We start from the raw sequence: 24,495 nt of genomic DNA on the forward strand, positions 1-24,495 counted from the left end.
GAATTTAAAAATTTTATTGTAATAAAAATGAATAAAATTTGAATAAAAAGCAATTAATTAATTTAAAAATTTTAATTCTAAAAATTAATAAAAATACTTTTAATTTCTATTAAATAATATAAAATATTACTAGTAATTTATAAGAAAGGTACAAGGCATGGAAGAAAATAAAAAAGATTATAAAAACACCTTACTAATGCCACAAACTGATTTTCCAATGAAGGCTGATCTTGCAACTAAAGGCGAACAATATGTTGCATTTTGAGAGAAAAATAAAATATATAAGAAACTTTTAAAAAGAAATAAAAACAATAAACCATTCATTCTTCACGATGGCCCTCCTTATGCAAATGGTTCAATTCACTGTGGTCATGCACTTAATAAAATTTTGAAAGATATTATTGTTCGTTTTAGAACCATGCAAGGTTATTTTTCACCCTTTGAAGCAGGATGAGATACACATGGGCTTCCAATAGAACACAAGATGCTTTCTGAGGCTAAAAAGCAAGCCAAAGATTATTCAATTGTTGAACTTAGAAAAAACGCTGAAGACTATGCACTTAAGCAAATTGAGATTCAAAAAGAACAGTTTAAAAAGCTTTCACTTTTAACTGATTTTTCAAAAACTTATATTACTCTTGACAAAAAAATGGAAGCAAAACAACTTAAACTTTTTTGAAAAATGGTGAAGGATAAACTTATCTATAAAGACTTGAAACCAATCTACTGATCACCATCTTCACAATCAGCTTTAGCAGAAGCAGAAGTGGAATATGCTGACCATATTTCACCTTCAGTTATTGTTGCTTTTAAAGTTAAAAAAGGTAATGAAATTGTACATAAAAATGAATTTCTTTTAATATGAACAACTACGCCTTGAACACTTTTAGCAAACTCAGCTGTTGCAGTTAGTGAAAAATTTAAATACAAAAAAATTTCTGTTGAAGGAAGAAATTTTGTAATCGCAAGTGATCTTTTAGAATCTGTTAAAACTGCTGCTAAGTTTGAAAATGTTGAAATAATATCAGAATTTTCTGGCAAAGATTTACTTAATTTAGAATATGAAAGCCCATTAAATAAAAATATTTGTCCAGTAGTTTTAGGACATCATGTTACATTAGAAGCGGGAACTGGGCTTGTTCATATTGCTCCACTTTTTGGTGAAGACGACTTTATTATTGGCAATAAATATAACCTTAAAAAAATAATGCACGTTGAAGATGATGGAAATTTAAATGAAAATGGACTTCAATTTAAAGGAATGTTTTATGACGATGCTAATCCATTAATCACAAAATTATTACTAGAAGAAAACCTTTTACTTTCATTTAGCAAAATCAAACACCAATATCCTCACGACTGAAGAACACATAAACCTATAATGTATCGTGCAACCCCTCAATGATTTGTAAGTTTAACTTCAATTAAAAAAGATATTATAAAAGCACTTAAGAAAGTTAAAACCTATAACGATTGATCTAAAAAAAGATTAAGTTTAATGCTTGAAAATAGAAACACTTGATGTATTTCAAGACAAAGAAGCTGAGGTGTTCCGATTACTATCTTTTATGATGAAAATAAAAAACCAGTAATTGAAAATGAAATTTTTAAGTATGTAATCAAATTAGTTGAAAAAGAAGGTACTAATGTTTGATACGAAAAAGATTCCGATTCACTTTTACCTGAAAAATTTAGAGGCTTAAACTACACTAAAGAAAACGATATTATGGATGTTTGATTTGATTCTGGTTCAACATCAATTAGTGTAACTCCTTCTGGAATTAAAGCCCCTTTTGATCTTTATTTAGAAGGAAGTGATCAATACCGCGGATGATTTAACTCATCATTGATAAACTCAGTAGTTTGACGGGGAGAAAGTCCTTTTAAAGCCTTACTTTCACATGGATTTGTACTTGATGGCAAAGGACAAAAAATGTCAAAATCTAAAGGCAATGTTGTTGACCCACTTGAAGTTGTCAAGAAATATGGAAGTGATATTTTAAGACTATGAGCTGCTAATAGCGAGTATACGAATGACGTAACAATTGATGAAAAAATATTGCAACAAAATGTTGAAATTTATAGAAAGATTAGAAACACTATTAAATTTATGTTAGGTGGTATTAGTGACTTTAAATTTAAGGTTCAAAAATTGGACTCAATTCACGCCTTAATTTATGAAAGACTAATGAACCTTGAAACTAACATTTTAAGTTACTATGAACAATATAAATTTATCAATGTAATTAAGGATATAAATAACTTTATTATTGACTTGAGTAGTTACTATATTTCTATTACAAAAGACATTCTTTATTTGAATAAAAAAGATGATTGCGAAAGAAGACAAGTTCAATATATTTTCTATCAAACAATTTTAGTTTTACTTAAAGCACTTGCTCCGATTTTACCGACAACAACTGAAGAAATTTATAAGTATTTCAATGTTGAAAATAAAGAAATCTCAGTGCACTTTTTACCATTTGTTAAAAATCGGAAATTAACCTTTATTGAAGAAGAAAAATGAAAATCATTCTTTGCTTTAAAAGACGAAATTTACAAGGCAATTGAAGAACAAATTAAAGCCCAAACTATCAAACGTTCAAATGAATGTTTTGTTACAGTAAAAACAGATGATAAATTCATTAAATCTTTACCTTTAGAAAAACTTTTAATGGTAGCAAAAGTAACGTTTGGAAATGAGTTAAAAGTTGAGAAAAAAGACTCATTTAAATGTTTAAGATGTTGAAATCATTTTGAAGAAAAAGACTTCAATAAAGATGATGAAATTTGTATGCGTTGCAAGGAGGTAATCAATGTCTAAAGAAAAGATTTTTTCAAAGGCTTGATGAAAGCAATATAGGTGACAAACTATCCTTATAAATTTAGGTATTTTCTTTGCATTTTTTGTGACATGTCTACTTATAGATTTACTTACAAAACATTATCTTTTTAGATGAAATGATGAAAAGACTGATGGCGATTTAGTTGTAACTTATAGAGGATTTATTTTTGGCGTTCGTTCGCTTTTACATAGAGGTTCAACGCTTGAACTTAACCTAGGAATTCCCGCACTTCATGCAATAACAATTATTATAGTTTTGGGTGCAATTTTAACCTCAATATTAATTAGAGATAAAATGTATCGTTGAATCATTCCTGGCCTTGCTTTAATTGCTGCAGGATCACTTGGAAACATGATTGATAGAGCGGCTTTCGGGGGAGTAAGAGATATTGTTTTTATTCCTTGAGCTGACCGTGGAACATTTAATTTTGCTGATGTTGATATTATCTTTGGAGTAATTTATATTGTTATTTCAATCATTGTAATGGTAATTGTTGCAAGTGTTAGAGATAAGAAAAGAGCAGCACAAGAAGAAATTGATGATGAATATTCTGAAAGTGTTGCTATTAAAAGCAAAAGTGAAGAACAAAACAATAACAATTCAGATATAGTAGTTGATCCAACAAGAAAAGAATAAAAATAAAATTAGCCTGAATAAATGGCTAATTTTTATTTAATTTGATTTAAGAAATAATTATTTATTTTTAGCAATAAATGCATCTAAACGGCTAGCTTTTCTTGCTCCGTTATTTAAATGTAAAACACCTTTTGAAACAGCTTTATCAATTTCGTGGTGAGCATTTGCAACAAAATCTGCAGTTTTAGGATCTTTGTTTTCTGCTGCTTTTTTTGCTTTTTTAATCGCAGTTTTTACTGAAGATTTGATTGCTGAATTACGTGCATTAGCTTTTTGATTAGATAATATTGCTTTTTGTTTTGATTTGATATTTGCCACATTTTCTCCTTTATTGCTTATAAATAATTAGCATTTCTATTTTATAGCAAAAACTTTGTTTTTAATTATTTTTCTTAAATTATTTATTTTACAAAAGACTTAAAATAGATTTTTAACTTGTTAAAATTAAATTATGCCTTTGTTTGACAAAATAATTATTCGAAAAATTAATGGAAAAGATTACTTTGTGAAAGTAATTTTTACTAATAACATTAATACTTACTTCAAAATTCAAGACAACATTTTTGAACTTAGAGTGAGAAAAGATCTCTTTGAAACCAAGCAAGTTTTAGATTTTTTAGACTCATCAATTCTGTTAAGCTTAAATAAGATTGAAAAACCAAAACTTGACATCATTGAAGAAGAAAGATATTTTTATTATTTTGGCAAAAAAATTAACTATATTTTTGAAAAAGAACAAAGACAAATTTATTTCAAAATTGATGAAAAAATAGTTAGATTAAATTGCATTAATGAAGATAAAATCAAAGGAACAATTTGAAATTTTTTACTACCTAAACTTGAAAAAATTTTAACTGATTTAGTTTGAAAATATAATGAAAAAATGGAAATACATCTTAAAGAAATTAAGATAAAAATCAATATTAAAAAAGTGGCTTGAGGAACTAATTTTATAAAGAAAAAATTAATTACTTTTGCAAGGAGTTTAGCCTTCTTTAGCCCTGAAATCATAAACTACGTAGTAGTTCATGAAATGTGTCATTTCTTTCATCCCAATCATTCTAAAAAATTTTGAGAAATGGTTCAAAGATTTTGTCCAAATTACAAAGAGTTGAAAAACAATTTAAATAACAATAAATTTTCTCTATAATTAAAATGAAATAAAAAAATAAGGACATCAAATATGAATCAAGAATACATTAAATGAATCGGGATTGGTATTGCAGGTTTTGTTGCTTTATTAATCATGATTATTGTAATAGTTGTTTTAGCTAAAAAATCAAAGAAAAGAAGACTTGCTGAACAAGCACGCAAAAATAGTGAATTTGTTCAAGTTTTAACTGATTTTGGTAAATACAATGAAGCAATTTACTTGCCAAAACAAACTTTAAAATTTGAAGAAGGTCAAATTCACGACATTGCACCCTTACTACTTTCAAAAAATGGAATTTTCGTTCTTTATCATTTAGTTTCAGATGCAAAAATTGAAGGTAACTGTTTAGAACGCGAATGAGTTAAAAAAGAAGGAAATAAGAAGAAAATTTTCCCAAGTCCAATTATGAAAATTGATGAAAACATTAAGCTTTTCTCAAAATACCTTCCAGCAGGAATTCCAATCTACAGTTTATTGGTAATAGTTGGCGACAATAAAGAAGCTTTAGATATTTATAATGTACCAGGTTACTTGGTAGTAACGCCATTAAACGAACTTATGTCAAACTTAATGGCTATTAAAGAACAAGCTCCTGTAAAACTAACAAGACAAAACTTAATAGAACTAAACGAGATGTTTAGAAACATGTCAGTTCAAGCCAAAAAATAATAAAAAACCACGACTAGTAATTATTCTTAATTCGGTCGTGGTTTATTTTATTTTTTCTTATATAAGCATCTTCTATCTTTTTCAAATCAAGATTCACTATTTTAGTAAGTCCTAAGAATGCACCAAAGGCTTTTAAAATTGAATCTTCATTTTTATTATCTAAAAGTTGGACAAAAAGTTTATACACTTCAGCAAGTTGTAATGAAAAATCATTATTAAAAATTAAGATTTCTATTTCATTCTTTACGTTATTTTTGGTTGCAATTGAGCTGATGAAATGAAGCACATCGGCACATTCTTCATAAACCTTGTCATAGCTAAGTGCTTTTTGCTTTTTTCAATATTTAAAAAGTTTTACTTCATTAGCAAATTCACCAAGTTCAACTAAGAGAGCAATAATTCTTTTAACATCTATGTTTTCATCACCAATGCTTTTCACTTTATCATTCAAGGATTCATCAAGTTCGCGTTGCAATTCAAATATCTTTTCTAATTTAATTTTCATAGTTAGAATTATAGTAAATAAAAAAGTTTGTTTTTCTTTTTAAGGTAAAAACTTACTTTTGAATTATAATAATTTTGCTTTGCTCCAGTGGCGGAATGGTAGACGCAATTGACTCAAAATCAATCGGTGAAAGCCATGCTGGTTCGAGTCCAGTCTGGAGCACCATATCCAAATACATGTCGTTTCATTAAAAAAAATGAAGCGGCTTTTTTATTTTTCAAGTACAAGAAACTAACTAATTTTATTGGATACTTTATTGTATACTTTTTTTATAATATTTCAATTTTTGTATCAATATTGCTTAGCATTTTTTATACTATAATTTTTTTAAATTTTATTTATAGTTTAAAATTTACATTATAAGGAGAGAAAGTGAAAACTAGAAAGAAAGAACTTGCCATTTTGAAAAAATTAAAAATGAATTCTCTTTGATTTTGAGTTCTGATTATGGTTGCTTGTTTAATTGCCACTTCACTTTTGATTTATTTTGCTGTAATTAGTAAAAACATTTTTGCAACAAAAGTGCTTTCAATAGTAAATGATATTATTATTGCCGTTGTAGTCGGCGTTCTCACTGGAATTGTAATTACTGTTTTTTCATTTATATTCTTAAATATAATCAAAAAAGCTTGAATCAGAGATTTTTATTCATTTTATGCCTATATTCATAGTTTGAAACATCGTTCAAAATTAATAACTGTAAAAGACAGAAGATTTTTAGATCGTTACTATGATAAAGTGAAATCTTGAACTAAAGAAGAATATATTCAAAAGCTTGCTGAGATTTTTAAATACACTGAAAATAGTATTGAATATAAAAACTTAATTAATGAAGTTAATGAAGATTTTGCAAAACATGGATACTTAGATCCAAACATTGAAAAGACTAAAAAAGATGCTTATGTAAAAGCATTCATTTTTGATTTAATTTCACCATTGCTTGTAGTTAGTGCTTTAATCGTTTGTGCAGTTTTATACAATGATGGTAATCCTGATTCACTTTATGCCTTGACTAGATTATTAGCAGTAGCAATAGTCGCTATAATTACTGTTAATGTGGCGATCTTTACTTATGAAATAGTACAAATCAAAAAAGTTCATAATATCAAAACCTATAACGATTTCGTGATGCTTTCATTTAACAATTACGCATATGGAACTTTAAGTTCAATGATTGTTAAAAAACGTTAAAAACTAGTTTTTAAAACTTTGATTAAAAAAATATTTTTTTTGTGAAATTTAAAATTTCTAGTTTATAATAGTTAAAGCAACCAGAGCGAAGGGGTTCCACCTGATACCATTCCGAACTCAGCAGTTAAGCCCTTCAGCGCCGACGATACCGTAGGGGAAAATAGGGCGTTGCTTTTTTATTTTTTGGGAGGTATTTTGCATGTCTAAATCATTTTCTTTAATTATTAAAAACGAAATAATTAGCAGAAAACTTAATCCAAAAGCAAGACATAGTTTACTTGCTGGAATTTTTCAAACATGCAAAATCCAAAATCAAAAAATTAAACTTACTATTAATAATTTAGAAATTTTTACTTATTTAGAAAATGCCTTAAACAAAGAAAATATTCCATACTCTAAGCCTAGAAAAAACTCTTTTTTAATTGACGTTAGTACATTTGATTTTGAAAACATTATTAAACAAACTGATTTTTATAGCGGAATTTTTATAATTGCAGGTTCAATCAGTGATGCAAAATCAACTTCATATCACTTAGAAATAAGATTTCAGGAAGAAAACAAAGCTTATGAAGTACAAGAATCTCTTTCAAAGTATGACTTTGATTTTCATCTATTAAAAAGAAATTCGCAATTTATTCTTTACTTAAAGAAAATTGAAAATATCTGCGATTTTTTAAAAGCAATAGGTGCTTTCCAAGCATATATGGATTTTGAAGAAATTAAAATAGAACGTGATATTAATAATTCATCTCAAAGACTTGCAAATTTTGACTTTTATAATCAAGAAAGAATTGCAACTGCAAATGCTAAATTCCTTGAAAATCTTAAATATATAAGAGAACATAAACTTTTAAATCATTTTCATGAATATGAAGTTGACTTTTTTAGACTCAAAGAAGAAAATCTTGATCTTTCATTACATGATTTAAGTTTAAAAATGAAAGAAATTGGGGAAATAAAAGCAAAAACTACCCTTGCTCATTATTTAGTTAAACTAAGAAATGTAGTTAAAAAACATAAGAAAAACTCTTAAATGTAAAATAAATATTTAATCTTTAACTTGTTTAAAAACTAATTTAGTTTCAAACTTTGAAGATTTTTTAATGTCAAAAATCAATTAAACTAAAAATTTTAATAATTTTTATTTACTTTATAATTAGTTTATTATGCACAAAGAAAGTAAAAAAATATTAATAATTAATGCAGGATCAAGTTCAATAAAATGATCTTTATTTGATGATAAGTTTTCAGTAGAAGCAAATGGAATTTGTGAAAAAATCAAACTACCTGAAGGAATTGTTACTTTAAAATTTAATGGCAAAGTCTATGAAGACAAACTTAAACTTTCAGACTTTTTTGCTGCGACAAAAAAGATGGTAGAGCAATGAAAAGAACACAATGTAATTAAAAACTTTGATGAAATTTCACATGTCGCTTATCGTATTGTTAACGGTGGACCGAAGCTTAGAGAAACCGTTGAAGTAACAGACAAAACCATTAAATATCTTCAAGAAGCAATTGATCTTGCTCCAGTACACAACCCTGGTGCCTTAGAAGCAATTGAAGCATTTGAAAGCTTATTTTCAAAAGCAAAACACACACTTCATTTTGACACATCATTTCACGCCACTTTACCTAAGTTGGCATATACTTATCCTTTGAATGCAAAACTTTGTGAAGAACTTAATTTAAGAAAATATGGATTTCATGGCTTAAATTATCAATATGTAACTCAAAGAATGCAAGAAATTTTAGGTAAAAAATCAGTTAATTTAGTAATTTTACATATTGGAAACGGTGCAAGTTTATGCGCTGTTCAAAATTCAAAATCTATTGAAACTTCAATGGGATTTACTCCATTAACTGGAATTATGATGGGAACAAGAACAGGCGATTTTGATCCATCTTTAATTCCTTATATTATGAAGCACAAAAACTTAACTATCGATGAAGTTATGGATATTGTAAATAAAAAATCAGGACTTTACGGCGTTTCAAAATTAACATCTGATTTTAGAGAACTTAATATAAAAATTAGCGAAGACAATGAAGATGCCAAGTTTGCGTTTGAACTTTACTGCACAAAAATTAGTGAATACTTAATTAATTATTTAAATAAAATTGAAGGAAAAATTGATGCTTTAGTTTTTACCGCTGGAGTTGGTGAAAACCAAGAAAATTTAAGAACCAAAGTAATTGAAAAAATTAAATTAATTAATTTAAAAATTGATGAAGAAAAAAATCAAAACGCACCTCGTGGAAAAGAAACTTTAATTTCTTCAAAAGATAGCTTAATTCCAATTTATATTATTCCTGCAAATGAAGAACTATTAATTGCAAAGGAAGCAAATAAATTTAAGTAAATTTAATATTTTATAAAAATAAGAAAGGGCAAAATGATAAAAATATTTAAACTACTAAGACCAAAATTTAAATGATTATCAGCTTTAACTTGTATGTTAACTGTTATAAGTGTTATTGCATTTTTAACAGTGCCTGTTTTGATTGGTGAAATTACTAAAATAGCATATCAAATTTCAGCTACGGGTAATCCAAGTCAACTAGTTGATATCAATATTTTTAAAATTTGGACAGTAAAAAGCATAAATGCTAAAACAGCAATTGGCATTGTCTCAGCAGCTTTTGTTGGGGTAATGTTCGTTGCGACTAGTTCATCCCTTTCTGCTTCATATCTTGCAAACTATTTATCAGCAGTCGGTTCAAGAGATATAAGACTTTATCTTTGAAGGCATTTAGGAGCCTTGTCACAAAAAGATATTGAAGATTTTTCACATGCTAAAATAATGACTCGTTTTACCATTGACATTCAAAGAATTCAATTTGCAATAATGTCATTTTTAAGAACGATGTTAATTGGCCCAATTAATTTGGTTATTGGTCTAGTTTTTGCACTAATTACCGATCTTCATCTTTCAATAATTTTTGCCGTTTTAATTCCTTTAATTCTAATTTTTATGGGAATATTTTCACGCATCCTCATTCCTGCATTTATTCAAGAACAAAAAGCTCAAGATGATATTAATATTCAAAGTCAAGAGAATATTTTAGGGGCTAAAGTTATTAAATCTTATAACCTTGAAAAAAATCAACATGCAAAGTTTTACAAAGAAAGTTTAAACATTGCAAAACTAAATCAAAAAGAATGATTTGGTTTCAATGGTCTTTTTTCAATAATTATGTTAATTGCAAACATTGCAACTTTATTTGTTGTAGCGATTGTAGGAGCTACTTCGAGAAATGTTGGAAGTGCACTTTTAATTTCAAATAAAATAAAAAACGTAAATATTTTTGTTAATTATGTCATGGTTGTAACACACGGAATGATCATGACAGCATTTGTATTATTTAATATTTATAGAGGGCGTGTTTCTTCTAAAAGAATTTATGAAATTTTAGATAGAAAACCTGATATTGAATTCATTAGCTCAGATAAAAAAGTAACTTCAGGCAAGATTGAATTTAAAAATGTAACTTTTAAATATTTTGAACATGCTGAAAAAAACATTATTGAAAATATTAACTTTTCAGTTAACCCTGGGGAAGTATTTGGAATTATTGGTCCAACTGGTTCTGGTAAATCAACCATAGCTAAACTTATGAGCTTAGATTTCAAAACTCATGATGGTCAAGTTTTAATTGATGATCACGACATTTTACAAATTGATACTACTTCATTAAGATCAAATATAAGCCATATTTATCAAAAGCCAGTAATTTTAAGTGGAACGGTCAAATCTAATTTACTTTTTGCTAAAAACGATGCAAATTTTGATGATATTGAAAAGGCTTGCAAAATTGCTTGTGCTTGAGAATATATTAATAAATTTAATGATAAATTTGATCATAAAATTGAACCAAAAGGTGCTAACTTATCTGGCGGTCAAAAACAACGTTTATCAATTGCTCAAGGTGTAATTAGACGTCCAAAAATATTAATTTTAGATGACTCAACAAGTGCACTTGATACTAAAACTGAAAGTCAAGTTTTACATCAAATTAAGGAAGAATTTTCAAAGCAAAAAATCACCACAATTATCATTACTCAAAAAATTAGTTCAATCTTAAATGCAGATAAGATTGCCGTTTTACATCACGGAATTATTGAAGATATTGGAACGCATGAAGAACTTATGCGTAAAAACAAACTTTATCAAGAAATAGCATTAACGCAACTAGGAGGTGAAAATGAGTAAAAAGATCAAAAATCAAGACATTGATATTGAACAACTTTTTTCTTCTTCATCTCAAGATTTAAATAACACTATTGTCGATCCTAAGAAAAAAGTTAAGGATATGAGCGTTGAAGAAAGACGCAAACATTTTGCTATTCTTAAAAAAGCAAAGAAATATAGTTTCAAAAAACTTTTAAGTTATTTAAATCAAAGAAAAGGATTATTTTTCTGAGTTATTTTCTTAAACTTTATATCTGCAATTTGTTTAACTGGTTCAACATATGGAATAGGACTAGTTCTAGATGAATTTATTAACACCGACTTTTTAATGCATAATTTTGATGGCTTTAAATTTTGAGGTGCAATCAGTTTAGTTGCTGGCTTTTATTTAATTCAAGAAATAATAACTCTTGTTTCGGCAACGCTCTCAACTAAATCTGGGGCAATTACAACGCTCATTATGCGAGATGAGGCGTATAAAGCTTTAATGAAAATGCCAATTTCTTATTTTGAAAGTCAAGATGCTGGAAAATTAATGTCTATTTTTTCAAACGATATTGAAAATATTTCTTATGGTTTAACTGCCTGTTTAAGTCCTGTTTTCCAAACTCTTTTTATATCAATAACCACCTTAGGTTTTATGCTATATAGTTCATTATATTTAACCTTAATTTCAATAGGAATAATGATTCTTTTATATCTATTAGTTGCAATTTTAATGGCTAAAGCCATTCCTCATTTTGGTAAGCAACAATCAAGAATTGCAAGCATTAATGGCTATATTGAAGAAAACTTAGCTGCTCAACATTTAATAAGAGCATACGGTCAAGCAAAAAATATTGAAGATGAATTTAACATTAAAAACAAAAAGCTTTTTAAATCTAACTTCAAAGCTTCTTTATTTTCAGGAATAATTTATCCTTACACTTTTTCAGCTTCAATGATTTTACAATTTGTTGTTACTATTATTGGTTCAATTTTCCTAATTACTAATATTGGAACTGGATGAGGTACTGCTTATACAATTGGTTCATTAACTTCATTTTTAATTTTTGTTCGTCGTACAACTAATCAAGTTATTAGAATGATCGAAAATATGGCTCAAATTCAAATGACGTTAGTATCAGCAATTAGAGTAATTTTCTTAATTAATTTAAAACCTCCAGTAGACCAAACTACATTAGCAAATATGCCTGAAAAAGTTGAAGGAAATATTGAATTTAAAAATGTAAACTTCTCATATGATCCAAATAGCCCGACTTTACAACTTAAAAATGCAAACTTGAAAGCTAAAAAAGGTGATGTTATTGCAATCGTTGGACCAACTGGGGCCGGTAAAACTACCATCATAAATCTTTTATCTAAATTTTATGTACCAAATAGTGGCGAAGTTTTAATGGACAATTTTTCTTCAACTCAAATAAATGAACAAAGTTGAAGAGATCAAATTTCGATTGTTTTACAAGATACTTTCTTATTTAAAGAAACTATTTTAGAAAATTTAAGATATGCAAAACTTGACGCAACTGATGAAGAAATTTATGAAGCGGCAAAACTTTCAAAAGCTCATGAATTTATTTCTCAACTAGAAAATGGATATCAAGAAATTATTAATGAAGGTGGTTCAAATCTTTCACAAGGTGAAAGACAACTTTTAGCAATTACACGTGCAATTCTTGCTAATAAAAACATTTTAATTCTAGATGAAGCAACTTCAAACGTTGATACAAGAACTGAAAAACAACTACAAGAAGCTATGCTGACTTTAATGAAAGGTAAAACTTCATTTGTTATTGCCCATAGACTTTCAACCATAGTAAATTCAGATTTAATTTTGGTAGTAAACGATGGTCAAATTATTGAAAAAGGAACACACCACACTTTACTTGCTCAAAAAGGTTTTTATGAAAAACTTTATCATCTTTCATTTTCAGAAGACTAAAAAAAGATTTAATAATTAAAGCAAGATAAATTTAATTAAACTAAAATATTAAATATGACTGATATTAAAAATTGATTAGAATATTATGCAAATTCTAAAAAAATCTTGCGTAAGTTGCAGGAACAAGAACTAAAAAATGTTAACTTAACGTTTTTTAATCTTTTTAAAACTTTTGAAGGCAAAATAATTGCCAAAGAAGGCCTTGGACTTAACGCATTTAACGAAGTTACAGTAAAACTAATAGCAAGTCAATTTGTTAACTTTTTAAAAGAAAGCAAAATTGATCTTCAAACTTATTATGTTTTATTAGCAACTGATAAAGTAAGCAAGAACTCAAACAAAATTCTTGATTATTTTGCTGAAGTTTTAGCCGCTCAAAGAATTAAAGTTCTTCGTTTTAAAGATGATATTCCTGTTACAAAATCCTTTTTATCATTTACTTTAGAAAAAACTGAAACAATTCAAACAACAATTTACTTTTCTGAATATTCCAACTTAAACTCTGAATTTGCATTAAGTTTCATTGAAAATAATAGCTTAAGATTTACAAATGATAAATTATCAAAAATTTTAGAAAATTATGAAAAACAAAACGCCTTAACAATTAAAGTTTTTATTGATGAACCAATTTATTTAGATACTAAAAAGTTGCTTGATGAATATGCTACTAGCGTTGAAACTTATAATTTCAAAAAAAGCGGTAATAAATTAATCAAAATTGGTGTTTTTTCATCAATAACTAACCTAAGATTTGTTCAAAAAATTCTTGGAAGAAATGATATTTATTACACGATTTTAAAAGAAAAAAACAAAAAAGAAACTTATGAAAAACTATATAAAAACTTTTTCTGTTTCAAAAAATTAGATTACATTGTTCGCTTTTCAAAAGATCAAGAAAAAATTTATTTTTATGAATGAAATAGAAATAAAATTTTCCCAAAATACAATTTAGTAAGTTTTAACAAACTTTTTGCAGTTTATCTATCATTTGCTCTAACCAATCAAAATACAAATGAAGAATTTGAACCTATTAAACATGTAATTTATGGTCCTGGACTTTTAAAGCAAATATTTTTAAACTTTAAACAAAAATATGAAATTGAAACTAATCAATCATTAATTATTCAAGACGAAAAAGTTCAACTTTTAAAAGATAAAAATATTATTTATGTTGACGAAGAAGGGCATCTATTTTTAGGCAAAAAACACTTCAGAAAATATGATCAAATGGTTTCTCTTTCAGTTTTAACTGATATTTTAAATTACATCAAAACACAAAATAAAACAATTGATGAAATTTATGAAGAAATTGTTAAAGGCGAAGAAAAACTATACACTAAAATATTTACTTTAAAACTTGATATTAACAAACTTGAAGGCTTTGAAACTAAATTATTTTTAACAAATGAACTTGCAAAAATTAAAGTAAACAAAAAAGATGATTTAAGAAAGTTTGCTAATACTAAACTTTATTATTTAGCAAAAGTAACATTTGAAGAAAATGAGTTTGTTTTAATCAGATATCTATTTGAAGAAAATAAATTAATTTTTGAAGTTACTGAAACTGAAAAAACCAAAGAAAATATTTTCAAAAGACTTAAAAAGTTTTTTGCAAGATTTATTACTTTAATAGAAACTGATCAAAAAGACTTCACAGAAACAAAAGAAAAAGAAGCAGCAAAAGTAGAAAGCAATTAATCTTTTATTTTCAAAATAAAAGTTTTAGTGTAAAATTGTTATTGCAAGATTAGCAAGTTAATATTTACTATATAAGTTTGCTTTTGTTTAAATTTGAAAGTAAGAAAGCTATAAGCCGAAATCATTAGAAGCAAAAAGATAGTAAGGAATTAACTAAAATCCTTGCTTTAAAGAAAGGATATTTTTTTATTATGTCAAGATATTTAAAATCAATATTTAAAAAATCAAGAAGATATGGTATTTCACTTTTAGAAAATAACAAAGAATTTACTAAAGGAAAAGGAAGAACTACAGCACCTGGACAACACGGAGCCAAAAAAGTAAAACCTTCTGACTACCAACTTCACTTATATGAAAAACAAAAAGTTCGTTTTATGTATGGACTTAACGAAAGACAATTCAAAAAGATTTACAAAGAAGCTTCTAAAAAAACTGGTGTTACTGGTCACATCATGTTACAAATGATTGAATCAAGACTAGACAACTTAGTTTTTAGAGCAGGTTTTGCAAGAACCCGTGCTCAAGCAAGACAATTCGTAGTTCACAATCATTTTCTACTAAATGGGCACAAAGCAAACATCCCTTCAATGCAAATTAAAGTAGGTGATGTAATTGAAATGAAACCATCACTTCAAGCCAATGTTCAGGTTAAAGATGCTATGGAAGCTATGACTGTAAGTTCATGACTAAAAAAAGATGGATTTAAGGTAACTTATAGCCGTCTTCCAGAAAGAAACGAATTTGCTAAAGAAATTAACGAAGCTTTAATTGTTGAATACTACAACAGACGTTAATAAATTTAGAGTTATTAAAGGCAGAAATTTCTGCTTTTTTTATTTGCCTTTTCTTCAATTTTTGCTTTAAATAAGACCTTATTTTTACTTAGACACTATTTTTTCAATCCAAAAATTTAACGCATAAGTAATAAAATTTTGCACTCAAATTTCACTAAATTTCACACTTAAAAAATTGGCTAGTTTAATCATAAAAAAATAGCTTATTTTCACTAAAATAAGGGTTAAAAATAATGGCTCAAATCAAAAACAAAAAAAACATTTTAAAAAGCAAAAATAGCACTTTTTTTGTTGTAAATTGAACTGTTTTTTTTTTTTTTTTTATTTTTGCGATTAATTATTTGTTATAACTCTTGCGATTAGTTAACGACCTTAGCTAATTTATATGAAAAAAAGAAGGGAAAAAAATTAATGAAACTCAAAAAAATATTGATCGCAACATTGACAATTGTGCCTACTGTTGCATTAATTTCTGCAAGTTGTGGAAACACCCAAAACTTGGACGCTCTAAAAGATTTTATTTCTAAAACAAAACTTTCAGACATCCTTGATGGTGCAGAACAAGTTGACAGTCCTAAGAAGGCTGAAGACCTTGAAGAAGGAAAAAAACAAGTTTCAAATAAAGCAGTTGATGAATTTAACAAAGCTTTAGATGAAGCTAAAAAAGTAAACGACGAATCAAATGCTAAACAAGCATTGGATAAACTTAAAAAAGCAATTGAAAACCTTAAAAACGCAATCGTAGTCGGAAAGATGAAATTAGTTGGTGATTTAGGAAGACTTAGAAACTGACTAAACGATAACACTGCCGACAAATTATTAGAAGGTGTTGAAGTAGTTGATGTTCTTAGCAAACCTGATCCAACCACTATTCCAACCGGTTTAAAACAAATACAAAAAATAGAAAAAGATAAATTTGTTGAAGTATGAAACAAACTTGACAAAATCACAGAAGAAGATAAAGCAAAAGCTGGATTAACTGAACTTTCAGATGCAGTTAAAGCTTTAAAAGCAGCAATTGTTGTTGGAACCAAAGAAATGCCACTTGGATGATTTGACCCAAAAGATGAAGCAATTAGTGAAAACATTTTAAACAAATACTTTACAGTTAATAAAGAAGGAACTTTAACTAAAAAGTCTGGAACTTCATTACAAAACATAAAAAAAGAAGTTGCTAGATTAATTATTCCTGGAACACTTAATGGAAAACAAATCAAAAAAATTGGTTCTTATCTATTTTATGAAACTGATAAAATTAAAGATGTTATTTTTAAAGAAAAAATTGAAGAAACATATAGCTTAGTATTTGGATCATCAAAAGTTAGGAGAGTTGTTTTCTTAAAAAATGTTGACAAAACTGGAAATGGTATTTTTGATATTGCTAACCCTGCAATAAATCATAAATTCTTAGAAGTTGCATTCTCAGATGACCAAGAGTTTACAACTTACACCGAAAAAGATCGTTCAACATTTATGAATGCAAAGATTTCAAAACTTGTTAAACTTGGAAAAATTTCTCAAGTACCAGAAAACTTTTTCTTTAATGCTGAAATTGATGAACTTAGATTGCCTGAAACTGTAACTAAAATTCATGTTGATGGATTTAAAAATGCAAAAATTGATAAATTAATTATCAAAAAAGATCTATATTTAGCTAATTCTGCTGCTTTTGCAAAAGCACATATTAATCAAATTGAATGAATTGGTGGCGGAGCTGCAACTCCTCAACTTGACAAACTTTTAAACTTAATTAATGATTCTACTGTAGATAAGATTTTACACAAAGGTAGAAAAGCAAAAATTCTAGATTCAACCTCTAAGCCAAGTGCTGACACACTTTATAAAGATTGAAAAGTTGTTCTAAAATCTGCTGTTACAACTTATGAAGCGGCACTTGCAGAAGCAAGAGCTGTAAAAGATGAAAGCAAAGCTGATGCTGCTATTGCAAAACTTAACTTAGCAATTGATGCCTTTAAAGCCGAAATTGTTGTTGGCACTAAAGAATTTGATGGTTACTTTACTGACGGTGAACTTCAAACTAGCATTGAACTTCTTGAAAAATATTTAAATGTTGATGGAACAACACTATCAACTAACAATGAAAATAAATACTTGAAAGAAGAAAACGGTAAAATGCATCTTTCAAAACTTGTAATTCCAAATGAACTTGGCGGAAGAGAAATTGATGAAGTGCACCAAGCGATATTAAGAGATTTAACATTTGTTGATGATGTTGTATTCACTAACAAATTTGATGCAATTTATTATGCATCATTTCAAAAATCAAAATTCAAGAGAGTTATTTTCTTAGACAATATTAATTTATTAGGTCAACAAACTTTTGATGGTTGCGACATTGACGAAGTAATTTTTGCTGAAAATCAAGGTGACTTTAGCACTAAACCAGGCGCAGAAATTCATAAAATTAAATGATTCAAGAATGCAAAAATTGGCAAATTAGTAAAATTAGGAAAGATTACTACTATTGGTGCTCTAGTATTTGACAATGCACAAATTGGTGAACTAAGATTACCAGAAACTGTTACTACTATTGATAAAACTGCATTCCAAAATGCAACAATTAATAAATTAATTATTAAAAAATCAACATATGAAGCAAATGAAGCCAAAATTTTACAAGCTAACATTGCTACTATTGAATTTATTGAAGGTGGATCACCTGTTAAAAAACCAAATCTAAAAAAACTTTATACCTTACTGCTTAGTCCCGAAGCTGATGTAAATGAAATCTTAAGAGATGTAGAAGTATTAGATCAACCTAATAAACCAAATAGTTCAGAAGTTGCATCGGGCAAAAAAGTGGTTCGTAAACTAGCAAAAGAAGAGTATATTGCCGCTTACAATGAAGCTCTTGCTGTAAATGATGAATCAAAAGCAGATGCTACAATTGCAAAACTTCAAGCTGCAATCCAAAAATTAAAAGATGAAATTGTTACTGGCGTTGGTTCTTGAAAAAATCAATTAAAAGATTTAATTTATTCTGCAGAAATTAATGTAATTTTAAAAGAAGTTGAAATTTTATCAGAAACTATTGTCACAAAACCAAACCCTGATGAAATTGAAAAAGGTGTTAAGGCTATTTTATGAAGCGATAAAGAAGCCTATAAAAAAGTACTTGATGAAGCAAAACTTGCTCAAAATGATGAAGTTAAAGCAAAAGACGCTTTTGATAAATTAAAAGCAGCAATACAAGATCTTAAAACTAAATTTATAATAGGAACTCACGAAGGGCCAATTATTCCTGCAGATGCCCCTTATACATTACAAGATTTAGAAAAAAGTATTGAAATTATTAACACTTATTTAGGTGTTGATTCAAGTAACTTAATGCTAGTCAAAGCATATGGTGCTAAATATCTTAAAGATTATAAAGGTGGAACAATTGAAAAATTTGTCTTGCCAAAATGAATTAGAGGATCACAAAATAATCAAAAAGATAAAAAATTCAAATGAAATTCTATTTGACAAGGAGTATTTAATGACGTTAAATATATTAAAGAATTAATAATTTGTCCAAGAATTGAAGCAAGCGAATATCAGGGATTTGGATATAATTCTAAATTTGAAGTTGTTAGATTTTTAGAAAACGTTGATAGAATTCATTCTGAAATGTTTGCAGATACTCAAATTCAAGAACTTATTTTCTCAGATAATCAAACTGATTTTGATACAGAAGGTGAATATTACAAAGGCAATGCTTTCAGTCACGCAAACATTGGCAAATTAGTTAAACTTGGAAAAATTACAAAAATACCAGCGTTCTTTTTTGCCTCATCAAATATTGGCGAACTAAGATTACCTGAAACTGTAAAAGAAATTAATTACACTGCATTCCAAAATGCAACAATTAATAAATTAGTTATTAGCAAAGCACTTTATTTAAATCATAAAGATGCACTTGCTCAAGCAAAAGAAATCAAAACTATTGAATTTATTGAAGGCGGCTCACCTACAGCTACTCCAAAGCTTGATGCCCTTAAAACATACATTTCAGAAAATACCCCTACCATCGTGTTTAAAAATGTTATTTTAACTGACGCAGCCCCTGTTGCAAGTGAAATTGAAAAAGGCAAAAAAGGTCTTAAAAAGTCAGATGCCAAATTATTTGAAGATGCTTACAACAAAGCATTTAATTTAACTGATGAAGCACAAGCAGATGCAGTACTTGCTGAATTTAAAGCCGCTAAAACTGCAGTTGAATCAGCTATGGTTGCTGGTACTAAAGTTGCTACCCCTAATTTAGATGCTCTAAAAGAATTAATTAAAAATTCTTCAGTAGACAAACTTTTAGCTGGTGTTGACCAAGTTGATGTGCCAAAAGCTGCAAGCGAACTTGAAAAAGGTAAAAAACAAATTGCAAAATCAGAAGTTACTAAATATGAAGCAGCACTTAATACTGCAAAAGAAGTAACTGAAGAAGATAAAGCTTTAGCAGCAAAACAAACCTTACAAAATGCAATTGATACTTTAAAATCAAAAATAGTTGAAGGAATAAAAGTTTCAACTCCAAACTTAGATGCTTTAAGAGAATTAATTAAAAATTCATCTGTTGACAAACTTTTAGTAGGCGTTGACCAAGTTGATACACCTAAAGCAGCAAGCGAACTTGAAAAAGGTAAAAAACAAATTGCAAAATCAGAAGTTACTAAATATGAAGCAGCACTTGCTGAAGCAAATAAAGTAAATGATGAAAGCAAAGCTTTAGCAGCAAAACAAACCTTACAAAATGCAATTGATACTTTAAAATCAAAAATAGTTGAAGGAATAAAAGTTTCAACTCCAAACTTAGATGCCTTAAGAGAATTAATTAAAAATTCATCTGTTGACAAACTTTTAGTAGGCGTTGACCAAGTTGATACACCTAAAGCAGCAAGCGAACTTGAAAAAGGTAAAAAACAAATTGCAAAATCAGAAGTTACTAAATATGAAGCAGCACTTGCTGAAGCAAATAAAGTAAATGATGAAAGCAAAGCTTTAGCAGCAAAACAAACCTTACAAAATGCAATTGATACTTTAAAATCAAAAATAGTTGAAGGAATAAAAGTTTCAACTCCAAACTTAGATGCCTTAAGAGAATTAATTAAAAACTCTTCAGTTGATACATTACTTGCAGGAGTAGAAGTATTAAATATTCCAAATAAACCAGCAGCTGACACTATTGAAAAAGGTAAAAAAGTTATTAGATTAAGTGCAAAAACTACTTATGAATCTGCACTTAACACTGCCAAAGCAGTTAATGAAGAAAGTAAAGCTTTAGCAGCAAAACAAACCTTGCAAAATGCAATTGATGCTTTAAAAGCTGAAATTGTTACTGGTACTAAAGAAGGTCTAATTAGTACAAAAGATAGAGAAGATAGCGATAAATTTATTACTGAATATATGAGAAATAGCGGTCAAGTATTAACTATCAAAGCTTCAGGCAAGGATTATTTTGACTATTTAAATGGTGAACATCCAACATTGCCAAAATTAGTATTTAAAAATAATTTAACTATGGGCGGACAAGAAATCAATAAAATTGATATTCTAAGATTTAGAAAAACAACATTTATTGAAAGCATATACATAGAAATGGAAAATGTAATATTAGGTAGACTTGGTCCAGCATATATTAGTTCAAAGTCAAGTTTAAACTTAAAAAAACTTGTAATTATGAATCCAAAAGCTACACTCACAATTGAAGATAACAACTTATCATATCTTAATGTAGATGAATTAGTATTGCCAGAAAATATAACTCTTGGTGATGGTGCATTTGAAAATTCAAATATTAAAAAATTAGTAATCAAAAAATCAACATATGAAGCAAATAAACTTGAATTTTTAAAAGCAAAAATTGATGTTGTTGAATTTACTGATGGTGGATTTGGCACACCAAAACTTGATAGATTAAAATCTATATTATTAGAAAATACTATTGCAAAGTTTAAAATAAAAGATGGAATTTTAGATCCAGAAACAGTTACAATTAAAGACGCTTTAGATGATCCTTCTACTTACAATAAAAAAACATTTCAAATTCTAAAATCAGAAGTTGATAAATATGAAGCAGTATGAAATGAACTAAATAAAATTTCTGATGAAAGCAAAGTTCAAGATGCTGAATTTAAAAAACTTGAAGATGCTAAGGCTGCTTTAGAGGTCGCAAGAAAAGAAGGAACCAAAAAAACCAACGTTGACCTTCTTAATGAATATTTAAAAACAGTTAGAAAATATGCTTTAATTTCAAGTGGAATTTTAAAAGATGTTGAAATTGTTGATGCAGCATCATTAGATCCTACAACATATAATAAAGGAACATTTAAGGTTCTTAAAAAAGATGTAGATGAATATGAAAAAGCTTGAAAAAAAGCTAAAAGTATTTCTGATGAAGACAAAGCAATTCAAGCTAAAAAAGATGCAGAAAATGCCTACGCTTTATTAAAAACTAAAATTGTTGAAGGACAAAAAGTTTAATAAACAACTTTAGATCAAACATTTAAAACAAAACAATACAATTCCGCAGCAATAACATTTAATTTATGTCTTTTTAGTTAAAGTTTTAATGATAAAACGCGTTGTTGCTGCGAATATCAAAATTAATTAAACAGTTAGTTTCTAACTATAAAGAAACAATCTCAGACTACTTTAAATTCAAAATTCTTAATTATTTAAGCCGGAGATTAAATCTTTAAGACAATTTAAAGCAGTCGCTTTACTTCAATCGCAATTGTTATAGAAGCCAAAACTTATATAATAATAACCAATAATAAAAACTTTTAAGATATATAAAAAATTCTCAATTCAATATAAACCTCTATCTTCCCTTATACCTTAATTAATTATCCTTATAAAAAAAGACTCAAAGTTCATTAATTGAATTTTGAGTTTTTTTGTCCTATTTCGAAATTTAAAAAACTAACGCCATAAAGCACAAATTTACAAATTTTTAGCTTTAAAAAACAAAGTTTTTATTTATTTTTTTCCTTGCTAAAAATCATTAAAAAAATCTTCAAAGTTTTTTGAAAAATATTAAATCATTAATTTAAAAATATATTATAATAATAAGGCATTTAACTAAGCCCAGGTGGCGGAATGGTAGACGCTGCGGACTTAAAATCCGTTGGCTGTAATGGCCGTGCTGGTTCAAGTCCAGTCCCGGGCACCAGATATGCGCCCTTAGCTCAGCAGGTAGAGCAACTGGCTTTTAACCAGTGGGTCAGAGGTTCGAATCCTCTAGGGCGTACCATTTCATTTGATTGACCAAAAGCACACTTAATAGTGTGTTTTTTCTTTTAAAACCAAAAAATCCTATTATTTTTAAGGATTAATTCAAAAATTGATACTTCTTTAAAACTAAAGTTTTATTCATTATTTTTAAATTAAAACTAATCAATTTTTAGATTAAAAAATAACCAAAAAGTTTGGATTTTAAGCAAAAAAACATTTATTTTTATGTATTTTTTAATTAATTTATCTGTTATTTTTTATTTTTTTGTTATATTTGGGGTGTGTAAAGGATATGCACAAAATTCTTAGATCTAAAAAATCTGAGTAAAAAGAAGGAGAAAAATTTACAAACTATGAAAAAATCTAAAATTTTATTAGGTTTACTTTCAACCCCTATTGTTATTTCAATGCCGCTAATTGCTTTAAGTTGTGGCGACGGAGATAAACCAAATCCAGGCAATGAGACTGGAGTAAAATGAGAAGATTCAGGAATTACACAAGCTATTGCAGGACAAGGATCAAGTTCTGTTGTTCCTATTATTAGTAAAATTGCTGAACTTTCAGGCGGAAACTTACAATATAAATCAACCGGCTCAGGTGGTGGTTTCAAATCAATGAACAAAGCTACTCCAGAACAACAATTTGGAATGACAAGTTCAAGCAAAACCCCTGCTGATGGCAAAAGTTGAGAAAACAAAAATTTAAGAACTGTTACATGAGCACTTGATGCTATTGGTCTTGCAATTCACCTACCTGATGGATATAAAACCAAAAATGATGAAACCCCTATTGTTGACATCAAAGAACTTGCTAAAGCATATAATGGTGAAAAAGTTAAATGAAAAGTACTTGTTGCTAACTTGGACGCTCCTGGTGATGACGATGCTGTTGTATTTGGCCGTGAAGGTGGGAAAGGTGCATCAGGAACCGCTGATGGCTTCATGAGCAAACTTGTTAAATTAGGTGGAATCACATTCACAGGAACCGCTGAAGAACAAAAAGCTAAGGAAAAAGAATACGAAAATCATAAACCTCTAAAAGCAGAAAACTTAACTCCAGAAGCTAACTCAGCAGCATTCAATGTTGTTAAAGAAAAAGTTGGTATTACTTATGTATCATTGGGTTTTGGTGTTAAAAATGCAAACGACACTGTTAAACTTGCTAAAGTAAAAATTAGTGAATCAGAAATTTGAGAACCAAAAATGGAAAATGTTACTGCTGGAACATACAAATGAACTAGACCATTCAACATCATTTTTGATAAAACAAACGAAGATTCAGTTAAATTTGTTAAATTTTTACTAAGCGAAAAAGTACAAGCATTTATTAAATCACTTGACTTTGTTGAATTAACAAAAGAACAACAAGACTTACAAAAAGATTTAACAAAAAGTGATGCAGAATTATTTGCTTCAATCAAAGACCAACCAGATGTTTTAAAGAAATTTAAAACTGTTGGAAGCAACCAAGAAGCTTACGGTTTAAAAATTTAATTCTTAATAGAAATTTACTAAAAAAATATAAAGGCTAAAAAATTTTTAGCTTTTATATTTGTAAAAATTTCAAAAAATTTATTTTTTGATATTATATAAGGTATGAAAAGAACGAAGGTACAAAAAAGATGCACTTTAATTAACA

15 protein-coding genes, 3 tRNA genes and 1 rRNA gene are annotated in these 24,495 nt (G+C 27.8%); 17 read left to right on the forward strand and 2 right to left on the reverse strand.

Features of this window, described 5'->3' with window-relative positions:
• Nucleotides 1–157 precede the first annotated feature (157 nt).
• Nucleotides 158–2,824: an isoleucine--tRNA ligase gene (gene ileS / locus R9C05_RS00615; RefSeq protein WP_121940665.1), complete on the forward strand. Its 2,667-nt coding sequence runs from the start codon at nucleotides 158–160 to the stop codon at nucleotides 2,822–2,824.
• Entirely contained in the window at nucleotides 2,817–3,482 is a 666-nt protein-coding gene (locus tag R9C05_RS00620; protein WP_121940666.1) for a signal peptidase II, read from the forward strand. The genes ileS and R9C05_RS00620 overlap by 8 nt, the downstream gene beginning before the upstream one ends.
• Before the next feature lie 57 nt (nucleotides 3,483–3,539).
• On the opposite strand, the gene rpsT is transcribed toward R9C05_RS00620, so the two are convergent.
• Complete coding sequence (rpsT, locus tag R9C05_RS00625) at nucleotides 3,540–3,800, reverse strand: 30S ribosomal protein S20 (RefSeq protein WP_121940667.1); 261 nt, start codon at nucleotides 3,798–3,800, stop codon at nucleotides 3,540–3,542.
• 187 nt (nucleotides 3,801–3,987) lie between these two features.
• Between rpsT and R9C05_RS00630 the strand changes: the two genes are divergently transcribed.
• Together R9C05_RS00630 and R9C05_RS00635 are read left to right on the forward strand one after the other, a co-directional pair.
• Complete coding sequence (locus tag R9C05_RS00630) at nucleotides 3,988–4,632, forward strand: YgjP-like metallopeptidase domain-containing protein (protein WP_211320121.1); 645 nt, start codon at nucleotides 3,988–3,990, stop codon at nucleotides 4,630–4,632.
• Nucleotides 4,633–4,665: 33 nt separating this feature from the next.
• Nucleotides 4,666–5,304 carry a nuclease-related domain-containing protein gene (locus R9C05_RS00635; RefSeq protein ID WP_121940669.1) on the forward strand — a complete coding sequence of 213 codons (639 nt, stop codon included), beginning with the start codon at nucleotides 4,666–4,668 and terminating at the stop codon, nucleotides 5,302–5,304.
• 13 nt (nucleotides 5,305–5,317) lie between these two features.
• Here R9C05_RS00635 and R9C05_RS00640 read toward each other — a convergent pair whose 3' ends face one another.
• Complete coding sequence (locus R9C05_RS00640) at nucleotides 5,318–5,809, reverse strand: dUTP diphosphatase (protein WP_277870174.1); 492 nt, start codon at nucleotides 5,807–5,809, stop codon at nucleotides 5,318–5,320.
• Nucleotides 5,810–5,890: 81 nt separating this feature from the next.
• Between R9C05_RS00640 and R9C05_RS00645 the strand changes: the two genes are divergently transcribed.
• From R9C05_RS00645 to R9C05_RS00705, 13 genes are all read left to right on the forward strand, one after another.
• Nucleotides 5,891–5,974, forward strand: a tRNA-Leu gene (locus tag R9C05_RS00645).
• Nucleotides 5,975–6,181: 207 nt separating this feature from the next.
• On the forward strand, nucleotides 6,182–7,000 hold the full coding sequence (locus tag R9C05_RS00650; RefSeq protein ID WP_121940670.1) for a hypothetical protein: 819 nt from the start codon (nucleotides 6,182–6,184) through the stop codon (nucleotides 6,998–7,000).
• A 72-nt stretch (nucleotides 7,001–7,072) separates the two neighbouring features.
• Nucleotides 7,073–7,177, forward strand: a 5S ribosomal RNA gene (gene rrf / locus R9C05_RS00655).
• 22 nt (nucleotides 7,178–7,199) lie between these two features.
• Entirely contained in the window at nucleotides 7,200–8,033 is an 834-nt protein-coding gene (whiA, locus tag R9C05_RS00660; protein ID WP_121940671.1) for a DNA-binding protein WhiA, read from the forward strand.
• Between the two features lie 133 nt (nucleotides 8,034–8,166).
• A complete protein-coding gene (locus tag R9C05_RS00665) occupies nucleotides 8,167–9,363 on the forward strand; it encodes an acetate/propionate family kinase (RefSeq protein WP_121940672.1) in 1,197 nt (398 codons plus the stop codon).
• Between the two features lie 33 nt (nucleotides 9,364–9,396).
• Nucleotides 9,397–11,214: an ABC transporter ATP-binding protein gene (locus R9C05_RS00670; protein ID WP_121940673.1), complete on the forward strand. Its 1,818-nt coding sequence runs from the start codon at nucleotides 9,397–9,399 to the stop codon at nucleotides 11,212–11,214.
• Nucleotides 11,207–13,135, forward strand: coding sequence for an ABC transporter ATP-binding protein (locus tag R9C05_RS00675; protein WP_318613929.1), 1,929 nt, complete (start codon nucleotides 11,207–11,209; stop codon nucleotides 13,133–13,135). Before R9C05_RS00670 ends, R9C05_RS00675 begins: the two co-directional genes overlap by 8 nt.
• A 54-nt stretch (nucleotides 13,136–13,189) precedes the next feature.
• On the forward strand, nucleotides 13,190–14,833 hold the full coding sequence (locus tag R9C05_RS00680) for a hypothetical protein (protein ID WP_121940674.1): 1,644 nt from the start codon (nucleotides 13,190–13,192) through the stop codon (nucleotides 14,831–14,833).
• Between the two features lie 191 nt (nucleotides 14,834–15,024).
• Nucleotides 15,025–15,627 (forward strand): 30S ribosomal protein S4, encoded by a 603-nt coding sequence (gene rpsD, locus R9C05_RS00685; RefSeq protein WP_121940675.1) that lies wholly within the window; start codon nucleotides 15,025–15,027, stop codon nucleotides 15,625–15,627.
• Nucleotides 15,628–16,038: 411 nt separating this feature from the next.
• Complete coding sequence (locus R9C05_RS00690; RefSeq protein WP_318613930.1) at nucleotides 16,039–22,104, forward strand: leucine-rich repeat protein; 6,066 nt, start codon at nucleotides 16,039–16,041, stop codon at nucleotides 22,102–22,104.
• A gap of 604 nt (nucleotides 22,105–22,708) precedes the next feature.
• Nucleotides 22,709–22,795, forward strand: a tRNA-Leu gene (locus R9C05_RS00695).
• A gap of 5 nt (nucleotides 22,796–22,800) precedes the next feature.
• Nucleotides 22,801–22,876 (forward strand) — tRNA-Lys (locus tag R9C05_RS00700).
• A gap of 334 nt (nucleotides 22,877–23,210) precedes the next feature.
• Complete coding sequence (locus R9C05_RS00705; RefSeq protein ID WP_121940956.1) at nucleotides 23,211–24,350, forward strand: substrate-binding domain-containing protein; 1,140 nt, start codon at nucleotides 23,211–23,213, stop codon at nucleotides 24,348–24,350.
• Nucleotides 24,351–24,495 lie beyond the last annotated feature (145 nt).

The organism is Metamycoplasma subdolum, assembly GCF_033546815.1.
GTDB classification, from domain to species: domain Bacteria; phylum Bacillota_I; class Bacilli_A; order Mycoplasmatales; family Metamycoplasmataceae; genus Metamycoplasma; species Metamycoplasma subdolum.